This is a genomic window from Streptomyces sp. NPDC003042 (assembly GCF_053591315.1).
The window spans coordinates 15,820-40,532 of record NZ_JBSFTP010000013.1 but is presented as its reverse complement, the minus strand read 5'-3'; the positions used below and the strand labels follow the sequence as shown (position 1 = coordinate 40,532).

The window sequence follows — 24,713 nt, the reverse complement described above, 5'->3', positions numbered from 1 at the left end:
CCGGACCCTCCGCACCTCAATCTGAAACGATCAGTTAGGGGAGCGCCCCGCTCACACCGTCGGCGATCATCATCCACATCGGCTGGCCCCCCGTACCGAAGGCCGAGGCCAGGGCGTAGCCGATCGACGCGTCCACCGGCCGGACCTCGGCGCCCTCCTTCCATTCGGCGATGACCAACTCGTCACCGTCCGAGGAGAAATCGCCGATGCGTAGGCCGTCGCGGGTGAGGCGACTGCTGGGAACGGAGTCCGGGACCAGGCGGTAGTCCGCTCCGTCATACTTTACGTCCACCCGGTACGAACGCCTGCTCAGGCCGCCCTTCGCCGGCTTCAGCTCGACTTCCCGGCCGTCGATCCTCATGGTGAGCCGAGCCGGGTCGCGGGTGCCGATGGCGGTCCGCGGGTCCACTTGCGACTCGGGGTCACGCTCCAGGGTCACGCGGGGTATGCCTTCGCCGTCCACCTCGATGCGGTCCTGGCCGTCCTGCCGGACGGTGATCGCACCGAAGTGCGTGTCGACGACGGGCCTTCGGTCCGGGTACGGGTCGTTCATGGGTGAAGTCCTTCAGTGCGGTGCGAACTGGCGGTACATCACCCATTATTCGGCCCCACGCCCGCTCCCGCTGCCGACCCGTCAGGGGGTGGCGAGGACGGCTTCCGCCATCGCCTGCTCGCCTGCGGCATTGGGGTGGAACGGCGCGGCGGCGTTCGTGACGAGCGGTTCCATCCAGCGCGTACCGGCCGGCTTGCAGATGTCGTGGCCGATGGACTTGGTGTAGGTGTCGACGTAGACGGCGCCATGTGCGGCGGCCTGGGAGGCGATCATCGTGTTGAGCCGCTTGTGGGTGTCCCGCAGCCAGGGGGCGTCGCCCCTGGCTATCGAGACGACCGACGGGCAGTTGGTGCCGTCGTCGGGGAGGATGGCGGGGTAGCCCGTGACCAGGATCCTGGCCCGGGGGGCGCGTTGACGTATGCCGTCGAGGGTGGCGGCGATCTTCGGGGCGGTGGCGTTGACGGCGGCGGCGAGCTGGTCGGTGCCGGTCCAGGTGTAGCTCGTCTTGCAGGGCGAGCCGCCCGGGTTGAACGCGCCGAGGGTCACGCAGCGCAGGATGATGCCGGCGAAGCCGACGTCGTTGCCGCCGATGGTGAGCGTGACCAGATCGGTGTCGGCGCTCAACGCGTCCAACTGCGGTGGTGCGGAAGCGTTCTGAGCGGAGGTCATGTGAACGGTGGTGGCGCCTCCGCAGGTGACGTCCTTGTGGGCGGCGGGGGCCAGTGCGGCGTTGACCAGCGCGGGGTAGTTGCGGTGTGAGCGGGCGCAGGCGGAGTCGACCTGATCCGGCACTCCTGCCCCGGAGGCGTACGAATCGCCCAGAGCCACATAGCGGTTGAGGGCGGTGGACGCGGTGGACGCGGTGGCGCCGTGGGCGTCGGCGGCCGAGGCGGTGCTCGCGCCGAGGCCGGTCGTGGCGGCCAGGGCCGCCGAGGCGGCGACGGCGGCTACGGTCGTGCGGGCAGGACGACTCGATCGGACTGATCGCATGGCGGTGCCTCTCAGGGTGGGGGGAGGGAACGCGAGGGGCTGCGCACGGTTACCCGTCGGTTTACTCGCACGTAATATGTGGCCCATGTGACGGGACGTCAAGACTCCGCGCACGGGCGGCCGTACAGGGCCCCGACAGCGGCGCGTGGTGGGATCCCTACGAGGCTGGTGGGCCCGCGGGTGGGGGAGTGGCGCCCCGGCTCGGGTTCTGGGGGCTGTTCGACCCGATCGGCGTCGGGCCTCGCGTCTTCACGCCGTCAGGGCCGGTGGTTGCGCCCGTGCCGTGCGCGGCGCCCTGCCGCGCTGACAGCCGTGCTCGTCAAGGCTGTACGGGCGCGGCCCCCGGCAGTCGGTCCTTGGCCTGCCGGGCTCGGCTGACCGGGCCGAACACGTCCCGGTCGTTGAGGAACCCCTCCAGCGCGAAGGTCGCGGCGCCCCGGCTCACCGCGTTGTACGGCAGCGCGCTGCGGGACAGCCGCATCGCGCGGAACGGCAGGGGAAGCGCGTGCCGGGCCACCGACTCGCGGGTTTCCCCGAGCAGTTGCTCGCCGAGCCGGTCGACGACCTCGCTGCCGAGGACGACCACCTCCGGGTTGAAGAGGTTGACGAGGTTGGCCACGGCCGCGCCCAGATAGCGGCCGGTCTCGGCGATCGCCGCGGTGGCGGCCGGGTCGCCGTCGGAGGCCGCGCGGGCCAGTGCCTCCAGGGCGGCCGCGTCCTCGTCGATGTGCGGAGGGTTCCGCGGCCCGCGCGCCTGGTCGTCGGCGGACGCCCCGCGCCAGGTCCGGACGATCCCGCGCGTGCTCACGTACGCCTCGACGCAGCCCCGGTTGCCGCACGTGCAGAGGCGGCCGTCCAGGACCAGGCAGGTGTGGCCCCACTCGCCGGCGCTGTTCGTTGAGCCCCGGTACAGGGCGCCGTCGACGGCGATGCCCGCGCCGACGCCCGCGCGGAGCGTGACGACGACGAGGTTGTCGACCTCGCGTCCGGCGCCGAACCACATCTCCGCGACCGTGCTCGCCTTGAGCGGGTTGTCCAGGTACAGCGGCATCTCCAGCCGCTCGGCGAGCAGGGCCCCCAGCGGCACGTCGTGCCAGGCCCAGTACGGTGAGAACGCCGATACGCCGCCTTCGCGCTCGACCATGCCCGGGACGCTGACCCCGGCGCCCAGGACCCGCTGACGGTCCATGCCGGAGCTGCTCAGCAGGTCCTCGACCGCCGCGGCGATCTGGTCGACGACGTCGGCCGGCCGGACCTCGCCCTGGGGGAGCCCCCGGTCGACGGTGTGCAGGACGCTCAGCGCGAGGTCGAAGAGTTCCGCGTGGACGGCGGTCTCGGCGATGTCGATGCCTATCAGCGCGCCGCGGTTCGCGTTGACGGCGAGCCGCGCCCGTGGACGGCCGCCGCTGGAGCCCTCGTGGCCGGCTTCCACCAGTACGCCCGCCTCCAGCAGCTCGGCCGTGAGGTTGGCGACTGTGGCGAAGGACAGGCCGGTGGCCGCCGCGATGTCCTGCCTGCTCAGGTGCGCCGGGCCGGCGTAGACGCGGCGCAGTACCTCGAACCGGTTCAGGCGGCGAATGTCCTGCGATGTCCGCTTGATCATCACATCTGTCCTTCGCTTCGGCCGGGATCTCCGGTTCGGGTGCGCCCAGCTTATTCAAGGGATTGGAAGAAGTGGCCCCCGGATATTTACAACCGTTAGACGAACCCCTAGCTTTACTGGCGGAACCAGGAGGTCCGATGCTGCGACTCACAGCCGTGCCCTGCTCACCACCGCCCGGGCAACTGTCCGAAGGCCCCGTCTGGGACGGCCGACAGCGCGAACTGCTGTGGGTGGACATCCCGCGGGCACTGATCCACCGGGGCGCCCTCGTCCCGCGTCCCGACGACCCCGCCCTGCCCGATGTGTCGTCGTACGGCACGGTGGCCCTGGACCGGCCGGTCGGCGCCGTCGTCCCCTGCCGGTCGGGAGCGCTCCTCGCCGCCACGGGCATGTCCGTGCTGCGGCTCGACGGGCAGTGGCCGCCCGCTGCGATCGCCACCATCGGCCTTCCCGACGAGGGCACGCATCCGCCGCGGCGGATGAACGACGCCAAATGCGATCCCCGCGGGCGGCTGCTCGCCGGGACGAAGGCCTACGACGACACCCCGGGCGCGGGAAGCCTCTACAGCCTCGGTCCGGCCGGACTCGTCACCCTCATCGAATCCGTGACCATCTCCAACGGCCTGGGCTGGAGCCCGGACGGGCGGCTGCTCTACTACGCCGACAGCCCCACCGGCCGCGTGGACGTCTTCGACTACGACCTCGACAGCGGGGCGATCGGCGGACGCCGGCCCTTCGCCACGCTCGACGGGGGAGTGCCCGACGGACTGACCGTGGATGCAGAGGGCCGCGTCTGGGTGGCGGTCTGGGGGGCGGGCGAAGTCAGGGCCTATACGCCGGACGGCGCCCCGTACGCCGTCGTTGACGTTGCAACCTCACATGTGACCAGCTGCACCTTCGCCGGGCCGGAACTCGACGTCCTCGTCATCACCACCGCCGCCGCCGAGGGCCTGACCGACACACAGCTGCGCGCCGAACCGGACGCCGGACGGCTCTTCGTCTGCCGACCGGGTGCCACCGGCCTCCCCGCCACCCCGTACGACGACTCCCGCGCCGGCGCGCACCCCGCCGACGCCCGCCCGACCAGCCCCTGACGAAGAGAGAACCCCGCCATGTCCCGCACCGACCCCCACGAGGCGGCCGCCATGACCGACCTCCGGGCCGCCCTGGACGCCGTCCCCGTCATCGCGATCCTGCGGGCCACCGCCGCCGACCGCTTCGCCGAAGTCGCCGACACCCTCCGGGCGGAGGGCATCCGCGCCGTCGAGTTCACCCTGACCACCCCCGGTGTCCTGGACGCCCTGCGCGAGTACGCCGACGCCGCGCCCGCCGGGCTCGCCCTCGGCGCGGGAACCGTGACCACCCCCGCCGACGCCCAGCGCGCGGTGGAAGCCGGTGCCGGCTACCTCATCACCCCCGCCACCGGCCTCGACGTCATCGCCGAGGCACGCAGGCTCGGCGTGCCCGTGCTCCCCGGCGCCCTCACCCCCACCGAGATCCTCACCGCCTGGCGGGCGGGCGCCGCGATGGTGAAGCTGTTCCCCGCCTCGGTCGGCGGACCCTCGTACCTGCGGGCGATCCGGGCGCCCCTGCCCGGCATACCGCTCGTCCCCACCGGCGGCATCGACCTCGACGCGGCACCGGCCTACCTGGCGGCGGGCGCCGCGGCCCTCGGCATGGGCGGCCCGCTGATCGGCGACGCCTGCGAGAGCGGCGGCGACCTCGGTGCCCTGCGGGAGCGTGCGGCCCGGCTCCTCGACGGGATCCGCCGATGACCGAGCTCGTCACCCTCGGCGAGGCCATGGCCGTCGTGGCCGCCACCGAACCGGGGCCACTGGCCGGCGGAGCCACCGCGCGGCTGGGCTTCGCGGGCGCCGAGGCCACCGTCGCCATCGGCGTCAGCCGCCTCGGACACTCCGCCGCCTGGACCGGCCGGATCGGCGACGACGCCGCCGGGACGATGATCTGGGCAGGCCTGCGGGCCGAAGGCGTCGACGTGTCGCACTGCCGCATCGACCCCACCGCGCCGACCGGCCTCATGCTCCGCGAACGCCGCACCGCCGACCGCCTGCGCGTCACCTACTACCGCGACGGGCTGGCCGGGTCCCGCCTGTGTCCCGAAGACCTGGACGCGCGCCTGATAGCCGGAGCCACGGTCCTCCACGTCACCGGCATCACCCCCGCGCTCAGCGCATCCGCCCGGTCGGCCGTGCGGGGCGCGGTCCGGATCGCCCGGTCGGCCGGGGTCACGGTGTCCCTCGACGTCAACTACCGTGCCCAGCTGTGGAGTCGCGGGGACGCGACCGCGGAACTCGCCGCCCTGTTGCCGCTCACCGATGTCCTCTTCGCAGGGCCGGAGGAGGCCTCGCTCCTCGTGGACGAGGACGAGCCCGCGCGGATGGCCGAGGCGCTCGGCGCCCTCGGTCCCCGCGAGACGGTCATCAAGCTCGGCGCGCGAGGCGCGCTCGCACGCGTCGGAGCCGACGTCCTCCTCCAGGAGGCCGTCCCCGTCACCAGCGTGGATCCCATCGGGGCCGGGGACGCCTTCGTCTCCGGCTACCTCTCCGGCCTCCTCGACGGCGCGGCCCCCGCCGAACGCCTGCGGCGCGCCGCCCTCTGCGGGGCCTTCGCCGTCTCGGTCCCGGGCGACTGGGAAGGGCTGCCGCGCCGCGGCGAACTCGGACTCCTCGACAGCCAGGACGTGAGCCGCTGAGCCGCCCCGGCTCTCCCATCGCCCCCGCACACCGACAGGAACACCTACATGAACCACTTCTCGGGCAGGACCGCCGTCGTCACCGGCGCCGCCTCCGGAATCGGCGCCGCGAGCGCCGAACGACTCGCCGCCCACGGCGCCGCCGTCGTCCTCGCCGACATCGCCGACCAGGCAGGGGAGGAAGTGGCCGCCCGCATCCGCTCCACCGGCGGCCACGCGCTCTACGTGCACTGCGACGTCTCCCGCGAACAGGACTGGGCCGCCCTGCGCGAGCGCGCCCATGCCCGGTTCGGCCCGGTCGGCATCGTCCACAGCAACGCCTTCACCCACACCCCCGCCCCCGCGCACGAACTCCCGCCCGAGAGCTGGGACCGGGAGCTGTCCGTCAACCTCAAGGCCCTCTACCTCGCGCTCCGCACCTTCCTCGACGACCTGCGCGCCGAGCGCGGCAGCCTGATCGCCACCTCCAGCGTGCACGCCGACTTCGGCCTCCCCGGCTACCCCGCCTACGCCGCCTCCAAGGGCGGCATGTGCGCCCTCGTACGGCAGTTCGCCGTCGAGTACGGACCGGAGATCCGCTTCAACTCCGTCCTGCCCGGGCCCATCCTCACCGACGTCTGGGACGACGTGGCGGAGGAGGACCGCCGGATGTCCGCCCGTGCCACCGCCCTCGGCCGGCTCGGCCGGCCCGAGGAAGTCGCGGCCGCCGTCGCCTTCCTGGCCTCCGACGACGCCGCGTACATCACCGGAACCAACCTCGTCGTGGACGGCGGCTGGACCGTGAAGAAGGAGTCCAAGTGAAGATCACGTCCCTGCGCACCTACCTCGTCGCCCCCCGCTGGTGCTTCCTGCGCATCGAGACCGACGAGGGCGTCACCGGCTGGGGCGAGCCCGTCGTCGAGGGGCGGGCCCACACCGTCGCCGCCGCCGTGGACGAGCTTGCCGACCACCTCGTCGGCAAGGACCCGATGCGCATCGAGGACCACTGGCAGGTCCTGACCAAGGGCGGCTTCTACCGCGGCGGCCCCGTGCTCTCCAGCGCGGTCGCCGGCATCGACCAGGCCCTGTGGGACATCGCCGGCAAGGCCCTGGGCGTCCCCGTGTGGCAGCTGCTCGGCGGAAACGTCCGCGACCGGGCCCGCGTCTACAGCTGGATCGGCGGCGACCGCCCCGACGAGGTCGCCGGGGCCGCGCTCGACCGCAAGGCACAGGGCTTCACCGCCATCAAGATGAACGCATCGGCGCAGCTGCGGCTCATCGACACCCCCGAGGCCGTCCACGGCATCGTGGAGCGGGTCGCGAGCGTCCGCGAGGCCGTCGGCGACCGCTTCGACATCGCGATCGACTTCCACGGCAGGCTCACCAGCGCCATGGCCCGACGGGTCCTGCCGCTGCTGGAGCCCTACCTGCCGCTCTTCGTCGAGGAACCGCTCGTCCCCGAGATGAGCGACCACATCGGCGACATCGTCCGCTCCACCAGCATCCCGATCGCGACCGGCGAACGGCTCTACTCCCGCTGGGACTTCAAGAAGGTGCTCCAGCAGGGCATCGCCGTCGCCCAGCCCGACCTGTCCCACGCGGGCGGCATATCGGAGGTGCGGCGCATCGCCGCCATGGCAGAGGCGTACGACGTCTCGCTCGCCCCGCACTGCCCGCTCGGGCCGATCGCGCTGGCCGCCTGCCTCCAGGTCGGCTTCGCGACACCGAACCTCCTGATCCAGGAGCAGAGCCTCGGCATCCACTACAACACCGGCTCCGACCTCCTCGACTACCTCGTCGACCGGTCGGTCTTCCAGTACGACGACGGCCACGTCGCACTGCTCACGGCCCCCGGCCTGGGCATCGAGATCGACGAGAAGGCCGTGGAGCGCGCCGCGGAGAGCGGCCACCGCTGGCGCAACCCGGTCTGGCGGCGGGACGACGGCTCCGTGGCCGAGTGGTAGGAGCGGGAACAGCCGTAGGGGGCGGGCTCGTGAGAGCCCGCCCCCTACGGGGTTCGGTACGTCGGATCAGCGGTGACCCAGCCAGCTCGCCGCCGGCAGCAGTCTGCTGTCGTAGTCGAACAGGGCCTGGTTCTCCCAGCCGTTGCCGGAGGAGGGGTCGGCCGGGTCCCAGCCGTTGCCGGTGACCGCCGTCCAGGTCGGCTCCCAGTAAACGACGCCGAGGCCGCGGCCGTTCGGCACGGCCTCGACGACGTTCATCACGTCGCGCAGCCAGGCGGCCTGCCCGGCCGCGCTCGCCGGGTAACCGGGGATCAGTTCCGCCGTGGTGTCGATGATGTTCTCGTGGCCGTCCTCGCTGTCCAGCCGGAAGGCGTACGCCGTTTCGGCGACCAGGACCCGCTTGCCGTAGCGGGCCGAGATGTCGTCCAGGTTGGCCTGGAGGGCGGACAGCGGTCCGTGCCAGTAGCCGTAGAAGGACAGGGCGATGACGTCGAAGCCCACGCCTTGCGCGGTGGCGTTGTCGAACCACCAGCGGTACAGGTTGTTGTCGCCGCCGTGGGCCAGGTGGAGGGCGACCTGGGTGGACGAGGAGACCGCCTTGGCGGCGGACGCGCCGGACTTCAGCAGCCCGGCGAGCTGCGACCAGTTGTCCGAGGAACCCTCCGGCCAGAGCATGCCGGTGTTGATCTCGTTGCCGATCTGCACCATGTCGGCGGTGGTGCCCTGCGCCTTGAGGGCGTTCAGCACGTCGTAGGTGTGGTTGTAGACGTCCGTCCTCAACTGGCTGTACGAGTGGGAGGCCCAGACGGCCGGCTTGGACTGGGCGCCGGGGTCGGCCCAGGTGTCGGAGTAGTGGAAGTCGACCAGCAGCTTCATGCCCTGCGCCTTGATGCGCTGGGCCGTCTGCAGGACGCGGGCCTTGTTGTTGTAGCCGTCGGCCGGATTCACCCAGACTTTGAGCCGGCCGTAGTCGGCGCCCGCCGACCTCAGCAGGGCGAGCCCGTCACCGGCCGCGCCGCCGCTGGAGCGGTAGACGCCGCCGAGGTCCTCGCTCTTCTTCAGCGTGGAGACGTCGACGCCCCTGACACTGAGACCGGTCGACCCGGGCGTGAAGGTGAGGTCGTCGACGTTGATCCAGTTCCCGGCGCGGGCATCGGAGTTGATGCTCACCGTGCACTGCCCGCCGGTCACATTGACCGAGGCGACCAGGCGTATCCACGCCCCGTTGAGAGTGGGCGGCAGGTCGGTGCGCTGCTCCGCGCCGCCGCAGTTGCGCAGAGCGAGGTAGGCGGAGTTCTGGCCGCCGCTGGAGCGGACCCACGCGGTGAGCGTGTGGCTCCCGTTGGCCAGGCCGGACAGGTACTGGTACGTCTCCACCTTGTACGCGGACGAGGACCAGTGGGACAGGCGGCTGCTGCCGCCGTGTCCGCCCGCCTCGGCGAACGAGGCCGATTCCTGACCGGTTGCGGAATAGCTCGACCAGCTCGAAGTCCCGGACTCGAAACCGGGGTTGGCGAGAGTGGAGGCGGCGTGTGCCTGCCGGCCCGGTAGTGCGGTGATCAGCAGGGCGCCGAGCACGGATACGGCGGCGGTTCTGAGCAGGGTACGAAGAACTCCTCGTGGCGGGGCGTGCATCGTCGCTGTCCCTTCGACGGTGGGGGGATCGTGCGGATGGACCCGGGGACGGCCGGCGGCTCCGCGGCCGCCCCCGGGGGCTTGTGGGGGAGAGGGCAGGTCAGGGGTCGAGCCGTACGACCTTCACCGCGCCCGCCGGCACGGTCAGCCGGCCGGCGACCCGCTCACCGCCGGTCAGCTCGGTGCCCGGCGCGTGGAGCGGCACCTTGGCGTCGTGCGCGGTGTGGTTGAGGGCGAAGAGGTACTCCCCGCCCTCGCCGCGGCGGCGCACCACCTCGACGTCACGCGGCAGTTCGGTGCGGGGCGCGATGCCGGCGTCCTCGCAGGCGGCCTCCAGGACCGTGTCCAGCGCGCCCGCGCCGAGCCGGGAGGCCACGTACCAGGCGGTGCCCCGGCCCAGGCGGTGCCGGGTGACGGCGGGGCCCCCGGCAGCCGGGCCGTCGGCGTACGCCCACACGGTCTCGGCCCCGCGCGGCACCACGAACTCGGTCCACACGTCGGCGCTGAGCGAGGCCTCCCCCGGGCCGGTGATCCGTACGGTCTCGCCCTCACCGAGCGGCGACCACTCCTCGACGCTCAATCCCAGCACGTCGCGCAGTACACCGGGGTAGGCGCCGGGGTGTACGGCGTCGTGCTCGTCGACGATGCCGGAGAAGTAGGAGACGACGAGCGTGCCGCCGTCCTCGACGTAGCGGCGCAGATTGGCCCCGGCGGCCTCGGACGCGAGGTAGAGCGCCGGTACGACGACCAGCGGGTAGGCCGACAGGTCGGCCTCGGGGTGGGCGAAGTCGACGGTCAGGTGCCGGTCGTAGAGCGCCTCGTAGAAACTGTCGGCGCGCTCGCGGGCGTCGTGGTCCTCGCTGGGACGCCACTGAAGGCTCTGCGCCCACCAGGACTGCCAGTCCCAGACCATGGCCACGTCCGGGACGGTACGCGTGCCCCGCAGCTGCGACAGCGACCCGAGGTCGGCGCCGAGGCGGACCACCTCGCGCCAGATCCGGGAGTCGGTGCCGGCGTGCGGCAGCATCGAGGAGTGGAACTTCTCGGCGCCGGCCCGGGACTGGCGCCACTGGAAGAACAGGGCGCCCTCGGAGCCGCGCGCCACGTGGGCGAGCGAGTTGCGGGCCATCTCGCCGGGGCGCTTGGCGGGGTTGCGGGGCTGCCAGTTGACCCCGCTCGTGGAGTGTTCGAGCAGCAGCCAGGGCGCGCCGCCCGCGACCGAGCGGGTGAGGTCCGCGGCCATGGCGAGGTTGACGTGCGTGCGCCGGCCGTCGGTGATCAGGTAGTGGTCGTTGGTGACGAGGTCGACCTCGCGGCCCCAGGCCCAGTAGTCGACGGAGTCGCACTGGCTGAGGGCCGTCATGAAGTTGGTGGTGACGGGGACGCCCGGCGAGAGCCGGTGCAGGATGTCCCGTTCGGCCGTGAAGTTCTCGCGCATCGTGGCGTCGGCGAAGCGGCGGTAGTCGAGCTGCTGCGCGGGATTTCCGACGGTGGGGGTCAGGCGTGGCGGGTCGATCTGCTCGTACGAGGTGTAGCGCTGGCCCCAGAAGGCGGTGCCCCAGGCCTCGTTGACCGCCTCGACCGAGCCGTGGCGGGCGTCCAGCCAGCGGCGGAAGTGCGCGGCGCAGGTGTCGCAGTAGCAGGCGCTGACCGGTACGCCGTATTCGTTGTGGACGTGCCACAGGGCGAGGGCGGGGTGGTCGGCGTAGCGCCGGGCGAGCTCGGTCGTGATGCGGGCGGCGGCCTCGCGGTAGGCGGGGGAGCTGTGGCAGATCGCGCCGCGCGAGCCGAAGGCGTAGCGGACGCCCTCGCGGCTCACGGGCAGCGCGTCGGGGTGGGCGCGGTAGAACCAGGCGGGCGGGGCCACCGTGGGCGTGGCGAGGTCGACCTGGATGCCGTTCTCGTGCAGGAGGCCGAGGATCCGGTCGAGCCGGCCGAAGTCGTGGGCGCCGGGCTCGGGTTCGAGCAGGGCCCAGGAGAAGATGCCGACGCTCACCAGGGTGACTCCGGCCTCGCGCATCAGCAGGACGTCCTCGCGCCAGACGCTTTCCGGCCACTGCTCCGGGTTGTAGTCCCCGCCGAAGGCGAGCTGGCGCAGGCCCGGGCGGGGCGGGGTCTCCGGCATGAATCTCTCTCCTGAAGCGTCAAAATCTGCAACTTGTGTGAACGTGCACAGTCGTTGACCGATGCGATAGCGCAATACAACTGCACGTGATCAACCATTGACAAGTGTCCGGGACGTTTCTCTACTGTGAACGCTCACAGACGCATGATCGGTTTCCGCGTAGGAGCGGAAACCTCTTCGGTCAGGGAGAAGCCCCATGTCCCACATGCTCCACCGTCGCCTTACGGCCACCGCCACAGCCGTCGTCATCGGCGCGGCCGCGCTCACCGCCTGCGGATCGGCGGACGAAGACGAAGCCGCCGCATCCGGGCCCGTCTCGCTCACCTACTGGGCCTGGGCGCCCGGCATCGACAAGGTGACGGACCTCTGGAACCGGCAGAACCCGGACATCAAGGTCACGGTGCAGAAGCAGGCCTCCGGGGACGACCTCGTCACCAAGATCATCACGGCGGCCAAGGCCCACCAGGCCCCCGACCTCGTCCAGGCCGAGTACCAGGCCCTGCCGACCCTGGTCAGCAACGACGCCCTCGCCGACATCTCCAAGGAGGCCGACGCCGCCAAGGACGAGTTCGCCCCCGGGATCTGGCAGCAGACCACCCTCGGCACCGATGCCGTCTACGCGGTCCCGCAGGACTCCGGGCCGATGATGTTCTACTACCGGGCCGACCTGTTCCAGCAGTACGGGCTGAGCGTTCCCACTACCTGGGACGAGTTCGCCGAGACCGCCCGCGAACTGAAGAAGAAGGCCCCGGACAAGGCGCTGACCACCTTCTCCTCCAACGACTCCGGCCTCTTCGCCGGCCTCGCCCAGCAGGCGGGCGCCAAGTGGTGGACCAACGACGGCCAGAAGTGGAAGGTCGGCATCGACGACGCCGCCACCAAGAAGGTCGCCGACTTCTGGGGCGGCCTGGTCAAGGAGGGCGCCATCGACAACCAGCCCATGTACACCCCCGCCTGGAACAAGGCCCTGAACACCGGCGAGCAGATAGCCTGGGTCAGCGCGGTGTGGGCCCCCGGCACCCTGACGACCGCCGCACCCGACACCAAGGGCAAGTGGCTCATGGCCCCGCTCCCGCAGTGGTCCAAGGGCGCCGGTTCCACCGGCAACTGGGGCGGCTCCAGCACGGCCGTCACCACCGACTCCAAGAACAAGGCGGCCGCCGCGAAGTTCGCGACCTGGCTCAACACCGACCCCGAGGCGCTCGCCGCCCTGGTGAAGGAGAGCGGGATCTACCCGGCCGCCACGGCCGCCCAGACCAGTGGCGCGCTCGCCCAGGCGCCCGACTTCTTCTCCAACCAGCCCGACTTCTACACGCGGGCCGCCGAGATCACCAAGACCACCGCTCCCGCCGCCTGGGGCCCCAACGTCAACGTCGCCTACGCCGCCTTCAAGGACCGGTTCGGCGAGGCGGCCAAGAACAAGTCGGACTTCGCGGCGGCCCTCGCCGGGATGCGGGACGCCACCGTCGCGGACCTGAAGAAGCAGGGCTTCGGGGTCGCTCCGTGACCGTGCCGCCCGCCACCGCCACCGCGCCCCCCACCCGCCGGGGGGCGCGGCGCCCGGACGGAAGGTACCGGGCCAAGGCAGCCCCGTACGGCTTCCTCCTGCCGGCCGCCGTGCTCTTCCTGCTCTTCTTCGCCCTGCCCATCGGCTACGCGCTCTGGCTCAGCCTGCGCAAGGCCGAGGTCCAAGGCCTCGGCCTCGGCAAGGGAGCCCGCACCGAGGTCTGGGCGGGCCCGCAGAACTACACCGCCGCCCTCACCGACCCGGAACTGGGCCACGGCGCCCTGCGCGTCCTCGGCTACGGCGTCATCGTCGTGCCCGTCATGCTCGGCCTGGCCCTGCTGTTCGCCCTGCTCCTCGACACGGAGCGGGTGCGGGCACGGTCCTTCTCCCGCCTGGCGATCTTCCTCCCGTACGCCATCCCCGGCGTCGTCGCGGCGCTGCTGTGGGGCTTCCTCTACCTGCCGGACGTCAGCCCCTTCCACTACGTCCTCGACCGCGCGGGGCTGCCGCAGCCGGACCTCTTCGAAGGCGGCCCGCTCTTCCTGGCGCTGGCGAACATCGCCGTCTGGGGCGGCACCGGCTTCAACATGATCGTCATCTACACCTCCCTGCGGTCCATCCCGGCCGAGGTCTACGAGGCGGCGAAGCTCGACGGCGCCACACCGCTGCAGATCGCCCTGCGCATCAAGATCCCGATGGTGGCGCCCTCACTGGTGCTGACCTTCTTCTTCTCGGTCATCGCCACCCTCCAGGTCTTCAGCGAGCCGACGACACTCAAACCGCTGACCAACGGCATCTCCACCACCTGGAGTCCGCTGATGAAGGTCTACAACGACGCCTTCGTGAACGGGAACATCCACGCCGCCTCCGCCACCGCGGTGGTCCTCGCCCTCGCGACCTTCCTCCTCTCCTTCACCCTGCTCAGGGCCTCCCGCTCCGCCACGAACCAAGGAGGGAAGCGGTGACCACGCTGGACACTCCCGAACGAGCCGTCCCCGAAGCGGCCACCCCCGAAGCGGCCGTCCCCGCGCGGGCCCGCCGTACGGCCCGTGACACGGCCGCCCCGCGCCCCCGCCGGATCGCGCTCCTGCCGACGGCGGCCCTGCTGCTCGGCGCGGTGTACTGCCTGCTGCCCGTCGCCTGGGTGGTGGTCGCCGCCACCAAGTCGGGCACGGAACTGTTCTCCACCTTCACCTTCCTGCCGGGCAGCGGCTTCGCCGACAACCTGACGGACCTCGACGCGTACCGCGACGGGATCTACTGGCAGTGGATGGGCAACTCCGCCCTGTACGCCGGCCTGGGCGCCGTCCTGTCCACGATCGTCTCGGCGATCACCGGCTACGCGCTGGCCCTCTACCGCTTCCGCGGCCGGGAGACCGTCTTCAACGTGCTGCTCGCCGGAGTGCTCATGCCCCCGGTCATCCTCGCCATCCCGCAGTACCTGCTGATGGCGAAGGCAGGCATGACGGACACCCACCTCTCGGTGCTGCTGCCACTGATCCTCTCCCCGTACGGCGTCTACCTCGGGCGGATCTACGCCGAAGCCGCCGTCCCCGTGGAACTTGTCGAGGCGGCCCGGATGGACGGCGCCGGCGAATGGCGGATCTTCCTGCGGATCGCCGTCCCGATGATGTCCCCGGGCCTGGTGACGATCTTCCTCTTCCAGTTCGTGGCGATCTGGAACAACTTCCTGCTGCCCTACATCATGCTCGGCGACGACACGAAGTTCCCCATGACGGTGGGGCTGTTCACCCTGCTCGCACAGGGTTCCGCCACACCCGCCCTCTACACGCTGGTGATCACCGGCGCACTTCTGGCCATCGTGCCGCTCATCGCCCTGTTCCTGGTCATTCAACGGTTCTGGAGCCTCGACCTGCTCTCCGGGGCCGTAAAGTCCTGATCGCAGGGAACGAGGGGAAACCACACATCATGAACCGCGCTACAGACGGCAAGCGACGATCGGTGACGATCCACGACGTGGCGCGCGAGGCCGGCGTCTCGCGCGGCACCGTCTCACGGGTCCTCAACGGCGGGCACTACGTCAGCCCGACGGCGCAGAGCGCCGTCAACGCGGCGATCCGCAAGACGGGTTACGTCGTCAACCGGCACGCCCGCTCGCTGATCACCGGCAAGTCCGACTCGGTGGCGTTCCTGCTGACCGAACCGCAGGAGCGGTTCTTCGAGGACCCGAACTTCAACGTCCTGCTCAGAGCCTGCACCCAGGCGCTCGCCGCCCAGGACATCCCCCTCCTGCTCATGATCGCGGGCACCGACGCGGAACGGCGGCGCAACCTGCGCTACATCAAGGCCGGACACGTGGACGGCGTCCTGCTCGTCTCCAGCCGCTCCGGCGACCCGGTCGGCAGCGAACTGGACGCGGCGGGCGTCCCCGTGGTCGCCTGCGGCAAGCCGCTCGGGCGCAGCGCCAAGGTCAGCTACGTCGCGGCCGACGACCGGGAAGGGGCCCGCGCGATGGTGCGCCACCTCCACGAGTCCGGGCGCCGCCGGATCGCCACGGTGACCGGCCCGCCGGACACCCCCGGCGGCGTGGAGCGGCTCGCCGGATACCGCGACGTGCTGGCCGAGAACGGGCTGCCCGTCGACGAGTCGCTGATCGTGCGCGGCGACTACAGCCGCGCGAGCGGCGAGGCGGCGGCCGAACTGCTGCTGGAGCGCGCGCCCGATGTGGACGCGGTGTTCGTGGCGTCCGACCTCATGGCCCAGGGCGTCATGGACACACTGGCGCGGGCCGGGCGCCGGGTGCCGCAGGACGTGGCGGTGGGCGGCTTCGACGACTCGCCGGCCGCCCTGTCCACGCGTCCGCGACTGACCACCGTGCGTCAGCCGTGGGACCGGATCAGCAGCGAGATGGTGCGGATGCTGCTCGCCCGGATCGCGGGGGAGGAACCGTCCGCCGTCATCCTCCCGACCGAGCTGGTCCACAGGGGCTCGGCCTGACGCGGTGACGCGCTGACGTGGTCGTGCGGTGGCGGCGTACGCTCGTCGTATGGGCACTCGACACCTCGTGCGCACCTGGGAGATCCTGCCCGGCCGGGGATACTCGACGGCTTGGGCCGACCTCTCCGGACGCGCCCTCACCGCGCGGGGGCGCGCCGTGGGACTGGTCCCGGAGCCGTACTGGCTGACGTACACGCTGGAGACGACAGAGGAGTACGTGACCTCGCGCCTGTACGTCACCGTCGAAACGGAGGCGTCGGCCAGGACGCTGGACCTGCGAAACGAGGGGGGCCGGTGGACGGTCGACGGCGCGCACCGGCCCGACCTCGAAGGCGCGCTCGACTGCGACCTGGGCCTGTGCCCGCTGACCAACACCATGCCCGTACTGCGGCACGGCCTGCACCGCCGTCCCGGAACCGGACCGAGCCATTTCCTGATGGCCTGGGTCGCGGTCCCGGGTCTCGAGGTCAGCGCGGACCGGCAGACGTACACACATCTGGCCCGCGCCGAGCACGGCGCGCGCATCCGCTACGAGTCCGGTGATTTCCGCAGCGATGTCGAGTTCGACGACGACGCGCTGGTCCTGGACTACCCGGGCCTGGCCGGCGCCCTCACGCGCTGACGCCCGGACCGCGATCTCGTGGCATGCGAGTTCCTCTCCTTGGGCTGGTAGGGGAGCGCGGGTGGAACGAGAACAAGTTCTGTACCAGTGGGAGCGCTCCCACTATGGGGAGGGGGCCTCTGGCGGTCAAGGTGCTTGAAGAGTCGAAGAAAATCGACGCGGTTTCTTGACGACCCCTCTGTTGCTTGACGGGACTTGCCGCTACGGTCTGCACCACCAGTGGGAGCGGTTCCATTTCAGTCGGCGCGTCGTCAGCGCGCCCGAACTGCAAGGAGTCGCTCATGCGACACCCCCCGCGTTCCCGATTATCCGCACGACCGCTCGCCCGACCGTGGGCCGGACTACTCGCCGGCCTGGTCACCGTGGTGGCGGGAGCAGCGCTCACAGGAGCGAGCGGCGCTCTCTCCCCGGACCTGTCCCCGGCCGCGGCCGCGGCCGCTGCCCCTGCGTGCACGGTGGAGTACTCCGTCGTAGGCCAGTGGTCCGGCGGTTTCCAAGGGTCCGTCACCATCACCAACAACGCGGCCGCGCTGAACGGCTGGAGCCTCGGCTTCGGCTTCCCGGACGGCCGGCAGGTCACCCAGGGCTGGGGCGCCAAGTGGTCCCAGTCAGGGACTTCGGTCACGGCCGTCAACGAGAGCTGGAACGGTTCGCTCGCCACGGGCGCGAGCGTGACCGCCGGTTTCCTCGCCTCCTCCCCGGGCGCCGACCCGGCGCCGCCCACCGCGTTCACGCTGGGCGGCACCCTGTGCGACACGGACTCGCCCGGCCCCACCGAACCGCCGGGGCCGACCGACCCGCCAGGGCCCACCGATCCGCCCGACCCGGGCGGCGGTGCGCCCGAACTGAGCGTGACCGGCAACCGCCTGGTCGACCAGAACGGCGCCACCCGCCGGCTGCTCGGCGTCAACCGCTCCGGCGGCGAGTACATGTGCGTCCAGGGCCACGGCATCTTCGACGGCCCGGTCGACGACGCGTCCGTGAAGGCCATCGCGGACTGGAACGCCAACACCGTACGCATCCCCCTCAACGAGGAGTGCTGGCTGGGCCTCGGCAACATCAAGCCCGAGTACCGGGGCGCGAACTACGTCAACGCCGTCAAGGACCTCGTGCGCCGCACCCTGGCCCACGGCATGACGCCCATCGTCGAACTGCACTGGACCTGGGGCCAGTACACCGGCAACTCCGCCGGCTGCTCCGACGTCCACGCCTCCTGCCAGAAGCCGATGCCCGACGCCCAGTACACCCCGGCCTTCTGGACCTCGGTGGCGGACACCTTCAAGGGTGACGGCCGCGTCGTCTTCGACCTCTTCAACGAGCCCTACCCGGACCGTGCCACGTCCACCGCCACCCAGGCGTGGACCTGCTGGCGCGACGGCGGTACCTGCCCCGGCATCGGCTACGAGGTCGCCGGCATGCAGGACCTGCTGGACGCGGTACGGGCGACCGGCGCGAGGAACCTCGTACTGGTTCCGGGGATCGCGTACTCGAACGACCTGAGCCAGTGGCTCACGTACGCGCCCACCGACCCGGCGGGCAATCTCGCCGCCGCCTGGCACGTCTACAACTTCAACACCTGTTCCAACGAGGCCTGTTGGAACTCCACGCTCGCGCCGGTCGCCGCCCGGGTCCCGCTCGTCGCGGGTGAGATCGGCGAGAACACCTGCGCCCACGCGTTCATCGACCGCGTCATGAAGTGGTTCGACGACCGCGGCCTCTCCTATCTCGGCTGGACCTGGAACACCTGGGACTGCTCCTCCGGTCCGGCCCTGATCAGGAGTTACGACGGCACACCCACCGCATTCGGCATCGGGCTGCGCGACCACCTGCGCGCCCTCGACTGAGAGGCACACCCCATCATGAGCCGCACGACCACCGCACCTCCCCGGCGCCGCACCGCGCTGCTGGCCGCCTGCACCCTGATCGCCGCGGCCGGCGCCACCGCCACCGCCCTGAGCGGTCCGGCGGGAGCCGCCGGACCGGGCTGCACCGTCGCCTACAAGATCACCAATCAGTGGAACACCGGCTTCGGCGCCGACGTCACCGTCACCAACACCGGTGATCCGGTGAGCGCGTGGACGCTGGAGTGGTCCTACGCCGGCAACCAGCAGGTCACCCAGGGCTGGAACGCGGCCGTCACCCAGGCCGGGACCGCCGTCACCGCCAAGAACGTCTCGTACAACGGCAGCCTCGCCACCGGCGCCTCCGCGTCCTTCGGCTTCAACGCCTCGTACAGCGGCAGCAACGCCGTCCCCGCGACGTTCAAGCTGAACGGAGTCACCTGCAACGGCGGCCCCGGCCCGACCCCCGGCCCGACCGAACCGACCGACCCGCCGACGGATCCCCCGGCCGGCAGCCGCGTCGACAACCCGTACGCCGGAGCCAAGGTCTACGTGAACCCGGAGTGGTCGGCGAAGGCCGCGGCCGAGCCCGGCGGCAGCAGGATCGCCAACCAGCCGACCGCCGTATGGCTGGACCGCACCGCCGCCATCGCGGGCGTCGGCGGCGGCATGGGCCTGCGCGCCCACCTGGACGAGGCCCTGAAGCAGAAGGGCAGCGGCGAACTCGCCGTCCAGCTGGTGATCTACAACCTGCCCGGGCGGGACTGCGCGGCGCTCGCCTCCAACGGCGAACTCGGCGCGACGGAGATCGACAAGTACAAGACGCAGTACATTGACCCGATCGCCGCGATCCTCGGCGACCCCAAGTACGCGGGCCTGCGGATCGTCACCACGGTCGAGATCGACTCGCTGCCGAACCTGGTCACCAACACCACCCCCCGCCCGACCGCCACGCCGAACTGCGACGTCATGAAGGCGAACGGCAACTACATCAAGGGCGTCGGGTACGCGCTGAACAAGCTGGGCGCGGTCGGCAACGTCTACAACTACGTGGACGCCGGCCACCACGGCTGGCTGGGCTGGGACGACAACTTCGGGCCCTCCGCGGACCTCTTCAAGCAGGCGGCGACCGCCGAGGGCTCCACGATCGGCAAGGTGCACGGCTTCATCGTCAACACCGCCAACTACAGCGCGCTGAAGGAGAACCACTTCACCATCGACGACAGCGTCAACGGGGTCTCCGTACGCCAGTCGAAGTGGGTGGACTGGAACCGGTACACCGACGAGCTCTCCTACGCCCAGGCCATGCGGGCCAAGCTGGTCTCGATCGGCTTCGACCCCGGCCTCGGCATGCTGATCGACACCTCCCGCAACGGCTGGGGCGGCACGGCCCGCCCGGCCGGCCCCGGAGCCCGGACCACCGTCGACACCTTCGTGGACGGAGGCCGCTACGACCGGCGCATCCACCTCGGCAACTGGTGCAACCAGGCGGGCGCGGGCCTCGGAGAACGGCCGCAGGCCGCTCCGGCCGCGGGCATCGACGCGTACGTGTGGGTCAAGCCGCCGGGCGAGTCGGACGGGTCGAGCGCGCAGATCCCGAACGACGAGGGCAAGGGCTTCGACCGGATGTGCGACCCGACGTACACGGGCAACCCGAGGAACAACAACCACATGTCCGGGGCACTGCCGAACGCGCCCCTGTCGGGCAAGTGGTTCTCCACCCAGTTCCAGGAGCTGATGAAGAACGCCTACCCGGCGCTCTGACCCGCCCGACCTGACCTGACTCAGGGAAGGGCCGCCGAGCCCCTGCCCGCGGCAGCCGGCCGCGGGCGGGGGCGAAGCGCTGCCGGGCGCCGCGCGAGTATCCCCAAGTGAGCGGCTATGTAAGCTGTTTTCCGCACATCAGTTCTCATCTGCCGCAAGACTCATGGGGGATCACGCATGAACCCGACCACTCGCAACGCCGCCGTCGTCGCGGCCGCTGTCGTCGCTCTCACCGGCGCGGCCACCGCCGGTGCCGCCGGCCTGGGCGCGCCGGACGACCAGGACGGCATCACCGTCGTCGCGCACATGGGCATGCTCTCCGCCCCCGTGGCCCCGGCCGCCGGCAGTGACCTCGCCGTGGTCGAACACGGATAGCCGACCCGGCATGAGCGACCGGCCGGCCACCGCGGTGGCCGATCTGCCCGTGGTGGAGAGGCTGGTCGAGCTCTCCACCCGGCTGCAGCGGATGTGGGAAGCACGGCCGACGGTGACGTTCCCGGGCTGGGGCCACCCGTTCCGGTCCCTGGCGGAGCTGCTCCCCGAGCAGGACGTCCTCTTCGCCGACCGGAATCCGCAGATGGTGCCGCTGCTGTGGTACCCCGCCCTGCGCTCGCAAGGATCCGGCGGCTCGGTGATCGAGGTCTTCGACCACCTGCCGGGGGAACGGTCCGCGTCCCCGCTGATGCTGCGCCGGCGCGACCTCGCCGGGCTCTACAGCTGGGCAGTGGTCACCGCGTCGGCGCTGCGCTGGATCCGCGAAGTCACCGACGGCTCAAGTCTGTTGGAAGTGGGGGCCGGATCGGGCTACTGGGCACGTCAGTTGTCGGTCGCCGGCCTCGACGTCGTCGCCACCGATCTCCATGATGTCGAGGCCAACGGCTTCACGCACGGTTTCCGTTACACCACCGTCCAAAGGCACACGGCAGCCGATGCCGTACGCCGCCACCCCGACCGCGCCCTGCTGCTCGTCTGGCCCCCGCCCGCGGACCCCATGGCGGCGCAGGCCCTGCGCGCCTACCGCGGAGAGGTGTTCCTGTATGTCGGGGAGGGCCCCGGCGGGATGTGCGCCGATGCCGCCTTCTTCGCCGAACTGCGCCGCCACTGGGTCGCCCGGGCCACCTGCCCGCTGACGGTTCGCTGGCTGGGCCACACCGACCGCCTCACGCTCTACCGCCGCCGCTGACCGGAGGTGGCGATCAGCGGTCGCGCCCGCCCAGACCCGCCTCGTGGGCGGCGATCGCCGCCTCCACCCTGTTGCGTACGCCGAGCTTTCCGAAGATCGCGCTGACGTGCGCCTTCACCGTGCCCTCGACCAGCTGGAGGCGCGCGGCGATCTCCGCATTGGACAGCCCGGTCCCGAGGAGTGCCAGGACCTCGTTCTCCCGCTCGGTGAGCAGCCCCACCGGGCACCGGGGCGGCATCGCGCCCGCCGGACGGCCGTCGCGCAGTCCGGCGATGACCCGCGCGGCCACCTTCGGCGAGAGGTACGCGCCTCCCGCGGCCACCGCGTGCACACCGGTCAGGAGTTCCCTGGGGTCGTCCGCCTTGAGCAGGAAGCCCCTGGCTCCTTCCCGCAGGGCCCGTGTGATGAACTCGTCCTCGCCGAAGGTGGTCAGCATGATCACTGCCGTACCGGGAAGGTCGCGGTGGATCGGCGGGGCCGCGGCGATGCCGTCGAGCCGCGTGGTCCCTCCGTGCCCCGTACGCGTGCCTGATCGCAGGCGTGCTGGTCACGGGAGTCTTCACCTTCTAGTTCGCCGTCGCCGTGCTGGCGATGGCCATGGTGACCAGCGAGTACGCGACGGGCAGCGTACGCACCTCGCTGCTGTGGGTGCCGGTGAGGAACCACGTGCACCTGGCCAAATCTCTCGTGGCCGCCGCGGTGGCCTTCGCCGCCGGAGTCCTGTTCGCCGTCCTCGGCATGGCCGTGGCCTGGACACCCTTCCGCGGGCACGCCGCCCTCGACCCGGGCAAGGCGATCGCCCAGACCCTGGCGATGGGCCTCTACTGCGCCCTGATCGCCGTACTCGCCGTGGGAGTGTCCTTCGCCCTGCGGACGGCCGCCGGAACACTCCCGGCGGTCATCGTCCTGATCTCCGTGCTCCCGAGCATGTGCACCGCGCTGGGTGGCCCTCTCCTCCTGGCGGTCAACGGCTACCTCCCGCAGACCGCGGGCGGCCATCTCATGCTGAACGACGGCCGCGCCCCCTACCCGCCATCGGCCGCGATCCTGATCGTGGTTGCCTGGACGGTCGCCGCCCACCTGGCCGGCCGTCTCGTCCTGCGCCGGCGCGACGCCTGAACGAGGCCGTCGCATGCGCTCTCGCCGGGACCACCCGGCATGATGAACCGTCTTACCTCGCACACCCCACAGACAGGAACGACAGGCATGACCAGCGGGAATGGGAACGCGGCCTACGAGATCCGCCCCGGAGTGCCGGACGTCCAGACGTACCGGCGGCTGCGCGGTGAGACCGGGCTCGGCGCGAAGAGCGTGGAAGGCTCGGCGATCGGACTGCCGAACTCCTGGTACTGCGTGACGGTCGAGCACGGCGCCGAAACGGTGGGCATGGGACGGGTCGTCGGGGACGGCGGATGCTTTCTGCAGATCGTCGACATCTGCGTGCTCCCCGCCCACCAGGGCCGAGGCCTCGGCAAGCTGATCATGGCGGACCTCTCCGCGGAGCTGGAGCGCCGTGCGCCGGAAGGGACGTACGTCTCCTTGATCGCCGACGGCGATGCCCGGCACATGTACGCGCAGTTCGGCTTCGTCGAGACGGCGCCCGCGTCGGTCGGGATGGCCCGGTTGATCCCGCAGGCCCGGTGAGCGCGAGGCCGGCGACGCGAACGCGGCCGGGACCGTCATCCGCGACGTGGCCCTGTGGGCCACGCTGTCGGGCTCCGGTTTCTTCGCGTACTGGGAACAGACCGCCCGGGCCCGCTATGCTGTTCCTGCCCCTGCTGACCCTGGCGGTGGCGGTTCCCGGCAGCCGCAGGCGCCCTGGCGCGGCCGTGTTCCTGCTAACACACTGTGCGCCGTGGGCATGGCCGGGACCACGCCCACGGCAAGCCCGTACCTGCTGGCGCTGGGCGCGCTGACGTACCTGCTCGGCGTCAGATCGGCCGCGACCAAGCCCGTGCTCCTGCTGTTCGGCGCCTGCATGACGGTCGACCTCGCGCTGTGCGCCGTACTGCGCGTCGGCGCCGTGTACTGGTTCTACGCGGTGTCGATGCTGCCCCTGGCCCTGGTGGTGCCCTGGCTGGCAGGCCGCTACCGGCAGGCCCGCCTCGCCTGGTCCGTGACGGCTGGGAGCGGGCGCGGGGCCTGGAGCAGCGACAGCGCGTCGTCGCCGAACAGGCAGTTCCGCTACGTACCGGACATCATGAGGGCACAGCCCGCACCACCCGGCACGGTGTGCGAGTTCTACCGCTCGAACACCAACCTCCTGGACCAGGTCGACGTCTACCGGCTCTGCTACACCGACTCCCGCCTGATGACCAAGGACGTACTGCGGGACGGGGTGCCACCGGACACGAGGTCCGGTGGCACCCCACCCGTGCGGGAGCGCCCCGCTTACGGCAGCTTGGCGAAGGGGGACAGGAACGCGCGGGCGCCGGGGGTGTCCAGGCGGTACGAGACGTTGGTGGCGTAGCACGGGCCGTCACCCGTGATGGTGGTGGCGACCAGGGTGTGCTTGCCGCCCAGGGTGGCGAAGTTCGGCCCGCCCGAATCGCCGTAACAGGCCCCGCCGTTGCCCTGGGGTGCGGTCATGGCCAGGCGGACCCAGGCGTCGTTGAGGGCGTTGAAGGTGACGGGTGCCTTCATGCGGACACCGCCGCCGGGGTGGGTGTGGCCGCCGGGGCCGCGTACGGCCTCCTGGGTGCCGTACCCCGTGACGGAGAACGGCGTGTCCCGCAGCCCCTGCGGGCCCAGCGCGTCGAGCGCTCCGGCCTTCGGGAGCGTGGCGGGGGTGAAGGACCAGCGGGCCTTGACCTGGGCGGTCGGCAGCTCGATGACTGATATGTCGTGGTTATCGGAAGCGGGGCCCGGGTACGCCGGGTGGTTGTGGGCGGCGCCCTCCACGGCGACGGCCCGCGCCACGGCCGCCGGGTCGCCGGGGTGCTCGGCGCCGGCCTTGTCGAGGCCGGCCTGCACGTCCTGGTCGAGGGAGACGTAGAACCTCACGTTCGCCGGCCAGTCGGTGGTGCAGTGCGCGGCCGTCAGGAAGGTGTCCGCGTCGATCATGGTGCCGGAGCAGACCCAGTCGACCCGGTCCGGGGTCGCGGGGTCGTCGTCGTTGTCCCATGTGGCGACGAGGGCACCGACCTCGGTGCGCTCCGGCGCGGGGGTCGCGTTGTACGAGTTGATCGCTGAGGACGGCAGAGCCGCGCCGAGAACGAGCGCGCAGGCGGCGGCGGTGACGGCACTCAGGCGTAGGGGGACGGCAGTCAAGGCAAA

At 71.4% G+C, this 24,713-nt stretch carries 23 protein-coding genes and 1 pseudogene; 17 read left to right on the top strand and 7 right to left on the bottom strand.

Features of this window, described 5'->3' with window-relative positions; genetic code table 11:
- Positions 1 to 34: 34 nt before the first annotated feature.
- From ACWDYJ_RS10210 to ACWDYJ_RS10200, 3 genes are all read right to left on the bottom strand, one after another.
- On the bottom strand, positions 35 to 553 hold the full coding sequence (locus ACWDYJ_RS10210) for a hypothetical protein (RefSeq protein ID WP_451565057.1): 519 nt from the start codon (positions 551 to 553) through the stop codon (positions 35 to 37).
- 81 nt (positions 554 to 634) lie between these two features.
- On the bottom strand, positions 635 to 1,543 hold the full coding sequence (locus tag ACWDYJ_RS10205) for an SGNH/GDSL hydrolase family protein (RefSeq protein ID WP_451565056.1): 909 nt from the start codon (positions 1,541 to 1,543) through the stop codon (positions 635 to 637).
- A 319-nt stretch (positions 1,544 to 1,862) separates the two neighbouring features.
- Positions 1,863 to 3,146, bottom strand: a complete 1,284-nt coding sequence (locus ACWDYJ_RS10200; RefSeq protein WP_451565055.1) for an ROK family protein — start codon at positions 3,144 to 3,146, stop codon at positions 1,863 to 1,865.
- Positions 3,147 to 3,283: 137 nt separating this feature from the next.
- Here ACWDYJ_RS10200 and ACWDYJ_RS10195 point away from each other — a divergent pair, with 137 nt between their 5' ends.
- From ACWDYJ_RS10195 to dgoD, 5 genes are read left to right on the top strand one after another with little or no spacing between them, the layout of a single operon-like run.
- Entirely contained in the window at positions 3,284 to 4,240 is a 957-nt protein-coding gene (locus ACWDYJ_RS10195) for an SMP-30/gluconolactonase/LRE family protein (RefSeq protein ID WP_451565054.1), read from the top strand.
- A gap of 18 nt (positions 4,241 to 4,258) precedes the next feature.
- Positions 4,259 to 4,921 (top strand): bifunctional 4-hydroxy-2-oxoglutarate aldolase/2-dehydro-3-deoxy-phosphogluconate aldolase, encoded by a 663-nt coding sequence (locus ACWDYJ_RS10190; RefSeq protein WP_451565053.1) that lies wholly within the window; start codon positions 4,259 to 4,261, stop codon positions 4,919 to 4,921.
- Positions 4,918 to 5,859, top strand: a complete 942-nt coding sequence (locus tag ACWDYJ_RS10185) for a sugar kinase (RefSeq protein ID WP_451565052.1) — start codon at positions 4,918 to 4,920, stop codon at positions 5,857 to 5,859. The genes ACWDYJ_RS10190 and ACWDYJ_RS10185 overlap by 4 nt, the downstream gene beginning before the upstream one ends.
- Before the next feature lie 48 nt (positions 5,860 to 5,907).
- Positions 5,908 to 6,660, top strand: a complete 753-nt coding sequence (locus tag ACWDYJ_RS10180; RefSeq protein WP_451565051.1) for an SDR family NAD(P)-dependent oxidoreductase — start codon at positions 5,908 to 5,910, stop codon at positions 6,658 to 6,660.
- Entirely contained in the window at positions 6,657 to 7,802 is a 1,146-nt protein-coding gene (dgoD, locus tag ACWDYJ_RS10175; protein WP_451565050.1) for a galactonate dehydratase, read from the top strand. Before ACWDYJ_RS10180 ends, dgoD begins: the two co-directional genes overlap by 4 nt.
- 66 nt (positions 7,803 to 7,868) lie before the next feature.
- On the opposite strand, the gene ACWDYJ_RS10170 is transcribed toward dgoD, so the two are convergent.
- Complete coding sequence (locus ACWDYJ_RS10170) at positions 7,869 to 9,437, bottom strand: glycoside hydrolase family 53 protein (protein WP_451565049.1); 1,569 nt, start codon at positions 9,435 to 9,437, stop codon at positions 7,869 to 7,871.
- Between the two features lie 100 nt (positions 9,438 to 9,537).
- Positions 9,538 to 11,562: a beta-galactosidase gene (locus ACWDYJ_RS10165; protein WP_451565048.1), complete on the bottom strand. Its 2,025-nt coding sequence runs from the start codon at positions 11,560 to 11,562 to the stop codon at positions 9,538 to 9,540.
- 205 nt (positions 11,563 to 11,767) lie between these two features.
- On the opposite strand from ACWDYJ_RS10165, the gene ACWDYJ_RS10160 reads away from it, so the two are divergent.
- The 9 genes from ACWDYJ_RS10160 (at position 11,768) to ACWDYJ_RS10120 (ending at position 21,437) form a co-directional block, all read left to right on the top strand.
- On the top strand, positions 11,768 to 13,069 hold the full coding sequence (locus ACWDYJ_RS10160; protein ID WP_451565124.1) for an ABC transporter substrate-binding protein: 1,302 nt from the start codon (positions 11,768 to 11,770) through the stop codon (positions 13,067 to 13,069).
- Positions 13,066 to 14,034 (top strand): carbohydrate ABC transporter permease, encoded by a 969-nt coding sequence (locus ACWDYJ_RS10155; protein ID WP_451565047.1) that lies wholly within the window; start codon positions 13,066 to 13,068, stop codon positions 14,032 to 14,034. Before ACWDYJ_RS10160 ends, ACWDYJ_RS10155 begins: the two co-directional genes overlap by 4 nt.
- Positions 14,031 to 14,969 carry a carbohydrate ABC transporter permease gene (locus ACWDYJ_RS10150; protein WP_451565046.1) on the top strand — a complete coding sequence of 313 codons (939 nt, stop codon included), beginning with the start codon at positions 14,031 to 14,033 and terminating at the stop codon, positions 14,967 to 14,969. The genes ACWDYJ_RS10155 and ACWDYJ_RS10150 overlap by 4 nt, the downstream gene beginning before the upstream one ends.
- A gap of 29 nt (positions 14,970 to 14,998) precedes the next feature.
- Positions 14,999 to 16,027 carry a LacI family DNA-binding transcriptional regulator gene (locus tag ACWDYJ_RS10145; protein WP_451565045.1) on the top strand — a complete coding sequence of 343 codons (1,029 nt, stop codon included), beginning with the start codon at positions 14,999 to 15,001 and terminating at the stop codon, positions 16,025 to 16,027.
- A gap of 49 nt (positions 16,028 to 16,076) precedes the next feature.
- A complete protein-coding gene (locus tag ACWDYJ_RS10140; RefSeq protein ID WP_451565044.1) occupies positions 16,077 to 16,649 on the top strand; it encodes a putative glycolipid-binding domain-containing protein in 573 nt (190 codons plus the stop codon).
- A 281-nt stretch (positions 16,650 to 16,930) separates the two neighbouring features.
- Positions 16,931 to 18,493 carry a cellulase family glycosylhydrolase gene (locus tag ACWDYJ_RS10135; RefSeq protein ID WP_451565043.1) on the top strand — a complete coding sequence of 521 codons (1,563 nt, stop codon included), beginning with the start codon at positions 16,931 to 16,933 and terminating at the stop codon, positions 18,491 to 18,493.
- Positions 18,494 to 18,508: 15 nt separating this feature from the next.
- Entirely contained in the window at positions 18,509 to 20,254 is a 1,746-nt protein-coding gene (locus tag ACWDYJ_RS10130) for a glycoside hydrolase family 6 protein (protein ID WP_451565042.1), read from the top strand.
- 177 nt (positions 20,255 to 20,431) lie between these two features.
- Positions 20,432 to 20,629 (top strand): hypothetical protein, encoded by a 198-nt coding sequence (locus ACWDYJ_RS10125; RefSeq protein WP_451565041.1) that lies wholly within the window; start codon positions 20,432 to 20,434, stop codon positions 20,627 to 20,629.
- A gap of 10 nt (positions 20,630 to 20,639) precedes the next feature.
- On the top strand, positions 20,640 to 21,437 hold the full coding sequence (locus ACWDYJ_RS10120) for a hypothetical protein (RefSeq protein ID WP_451565040.1): 798 nt from the start codon (positions 20,640 to 20,642) through the stop codon (positions 21,435 to 21,437).
- A 13-nt stretch (positions 21,438 to 21,450) separates the two neighbouring features.
- Here the strand turns inward: ACWDYJ_RS10120 and ACWDYJ_RS10115 are convergent.
- Positions 21,451 to 21,933, bottom strand: a pseudogene (locus tag ACWDYJ_RS10115) (LuxR C-terminal-related transcriptional regulator); the annotation flags it as partial.
- 95 nt (positions 21,934 to 22,028) lie between these two features.
- Here ACWDYJ_RS10115 and ACWDYJ_RS10110 point away from each other — a divergent pair.
- The 3 genes from ACWDYJ_RS10110 to ACWDYJ_RS10100 all read left to right on the top strand — a co-directional run bounded on the left by ACWDYJ_RS10110 (position 22,029) and on the right by ACWDYJ_RS10100 (position 23,907).
- Positions 22,029 to 22,556, top strand: coding sequence for a hypothetical protein (locus ACWDYJ_RS10110; RefSeq protein WP_451565039.1), 528 nt, complete (start codon positions 22,029 to 22,031; stop codon positions 22,554 to 22,556).
- A gap of 87 nt (positions 22,557 to 22,643) precedes the next feature.
- Positions 22,644 to 23,081: a GNAT family N-acetyltransferase gene (locus tag ACWDYJ_RS10105; RefSeq protein ID WP_451565038.1), complete on the top strand. Its 438-nt coding sequence runs from the start codon at positions 22,644 to 22,646 to the stop codon at positions 23,079 to 23,081.
- Positions 23,082 to 23,292: 211 nt separating this feature from the next.
- Positions 23,293 to 23,907, top strand: coding sequence for a hypothetical protein (locus tag ACWDYJ_RS10100; RefSeq protein WP_451565037.1), 615 nt, complete (start codon positions 23,293 to 23,295; stop codon positions 23,905 to 23,907).
- On the opposite strand, the gene ACWDYJ_RS10095 is transcribed toward ACWDYJ_RS10100, so the two are convergent.
- On the bottom strand, positions 23,829 to 24,707 hold the full coding sequence (locus ACWDYJ_RS10095) for a trypsin-like serine protease (RefSeq protein WP_451565036.1): 879 nt from the start codon (positions 24,705 to 24,707) through the stop codon (positions 23,829 to 23,831). The genes ACWDYJ_RS10100 and ACWDYJ_RS10095 overlap by 79 nt on opposite strands.
- Positions 24,708 to 24,713: the final 6 nt, after the last annotated feature.

What these genes read in the sequence shown, in the direction of transcription:
- ACWDYJ_RS10210 (WP_451565057.1), bottom strand. Translation starts at nt 553, where the DNA reads ATGAACGACCCGTACCCGGACCGAAGGCCCGTCGTCGACACGCACTTC.
- ACWDYJ_RS10205 (WP_451565056.1), bottom strand. Translation starts at nt 1,543, where the DNA reads ATGCGATCAGTCCGATCGAGTCGTCCTGCCCGCACGACCGTAGCCGCC.
- ACWDYJ_RS10200 (WP_451565055.1), bottom strand. Translation starts at nt 3,146, where the DNA reads ATGATCAAGCGGACATCGCAGGACATTCGCCGCCTGAACCGGTTCGAG.
- ACWDYJ_RS10195 (WP_451565054.1), top strand. Translation starts at nt 3,284, where the DNA reads ATGCTGCGACTCACAGCCGTGCCCTGCTCACCACCGCCCGGGCAACTG.
- ACWDYJ_RS10190 (WP_451565053.1), top strand. Translation starts at nt 4,259, where the DNA reads ATGTCCCGCACCGACCCCCACGAGGCGGCCGCCATGACCGACCTCCGG.
- ACWDYJ_RS10185 (WP_451565052.1), top strand. Translation starts at nt 4,918, where the DNA reads ATGACCGAGCTCGTCACCCTCGGCGAGGCCATGGCCGTCGTGGCCGCC.
- ACWDYJ_RS10180 (WP_451565051.1), top strand. Translation starts at nt 5,908, where the DNA reads ATGAACCACTTCTCGGGCAGGACCGCCGTCGTCACCGGCGCCGCCTCC.
- ACWDYJ_RS10170 (WP_451565049.1), bottom strand. Translation starts at nt 9,437, where the DNA reads ATGCACGCCCCGCCACGAGGAGTTCTTCGTACCCTGCTCAGAACCGCC.
- ACWDYJ_RS10165 (WP_451565048.1), bottom strand. Translation starts at nt 11,562, where the DNA reads ATGCCGGAGACCCCGCCCCGCCCGGGCCTGCGCCAGCTCGCCTTCGGC.
- ACWDYJ_RS10160 (WP_451565124.1), top strand. Translation starts at nt 11,768, where the DNA reads ATGCTCCACCGTCGCCTTACGGCCACCGCCACAGCCGTCGTCATCGGC.
- ACWDYJ_RS10145 (WP_451565045.1), top strand. Translation starts at nt 14,999, where the DNA reads ATGAACCGCGCTACAGACGGCAAGCGACGATCGGTGACGATCCACGAC.
- ACWDYJ_RS10140 (WP_451565044.1), top strand. Translation starts at nt 16,077, where the DNA reads ATGGGCACTCGACACCTCGTGCGCACCTGGGAGATCCTGCCCGGCCGG.
- ACWDYJ_RS10135 (WP_451565043.1), top strand. Translation starts at nt 16,931, where the DNA reads ATGCGACACCCCCCGCGTTCCCGATTATCCGCACGACCGCTCGCCCGA.
- ACWDYJ_RS10130 (WP_451565042.1), top strand. Translation starts at nt 18,509, where the DNA reads ATGAGCCGCACGACCACCGCACCTCCCCGGCGCCGCACCGCGCTGCTG.
- ACWDYJ_RS10125 (WP_451565041.1), top strand. Translation starts at nt 20,432, where the DNA reads ATGAACCCGACCACTCGCAACGCCGCCGTCGTCGCGGCCGCTGTCGTC.
- ACWDYJ_RS10120 (WP_451565040.1), top strand. Translation starts at nt 20,640, where the DNA reads ATGAGCGACCGGCCGGCCACCGCGGTGGCCGATCTGCCCGTGGTGGAG.
- ACWDYJ_RS10110 (WP_451565039.1), top strand. Translation starts at nt 22,029, where the DNA reads ATGGCCATGGTGACCAGCGAGTACGCGACGGGCAGCGTACGCACCTCG.
- ACWDYJ_RS10105 (WP_451565038.1), top strand. Translation starts at nt 22,644, where the DNA reads ATGACCAGCGGGAATGGGAACGCGGCCTACGAGATCCGCCCCGGAGTG.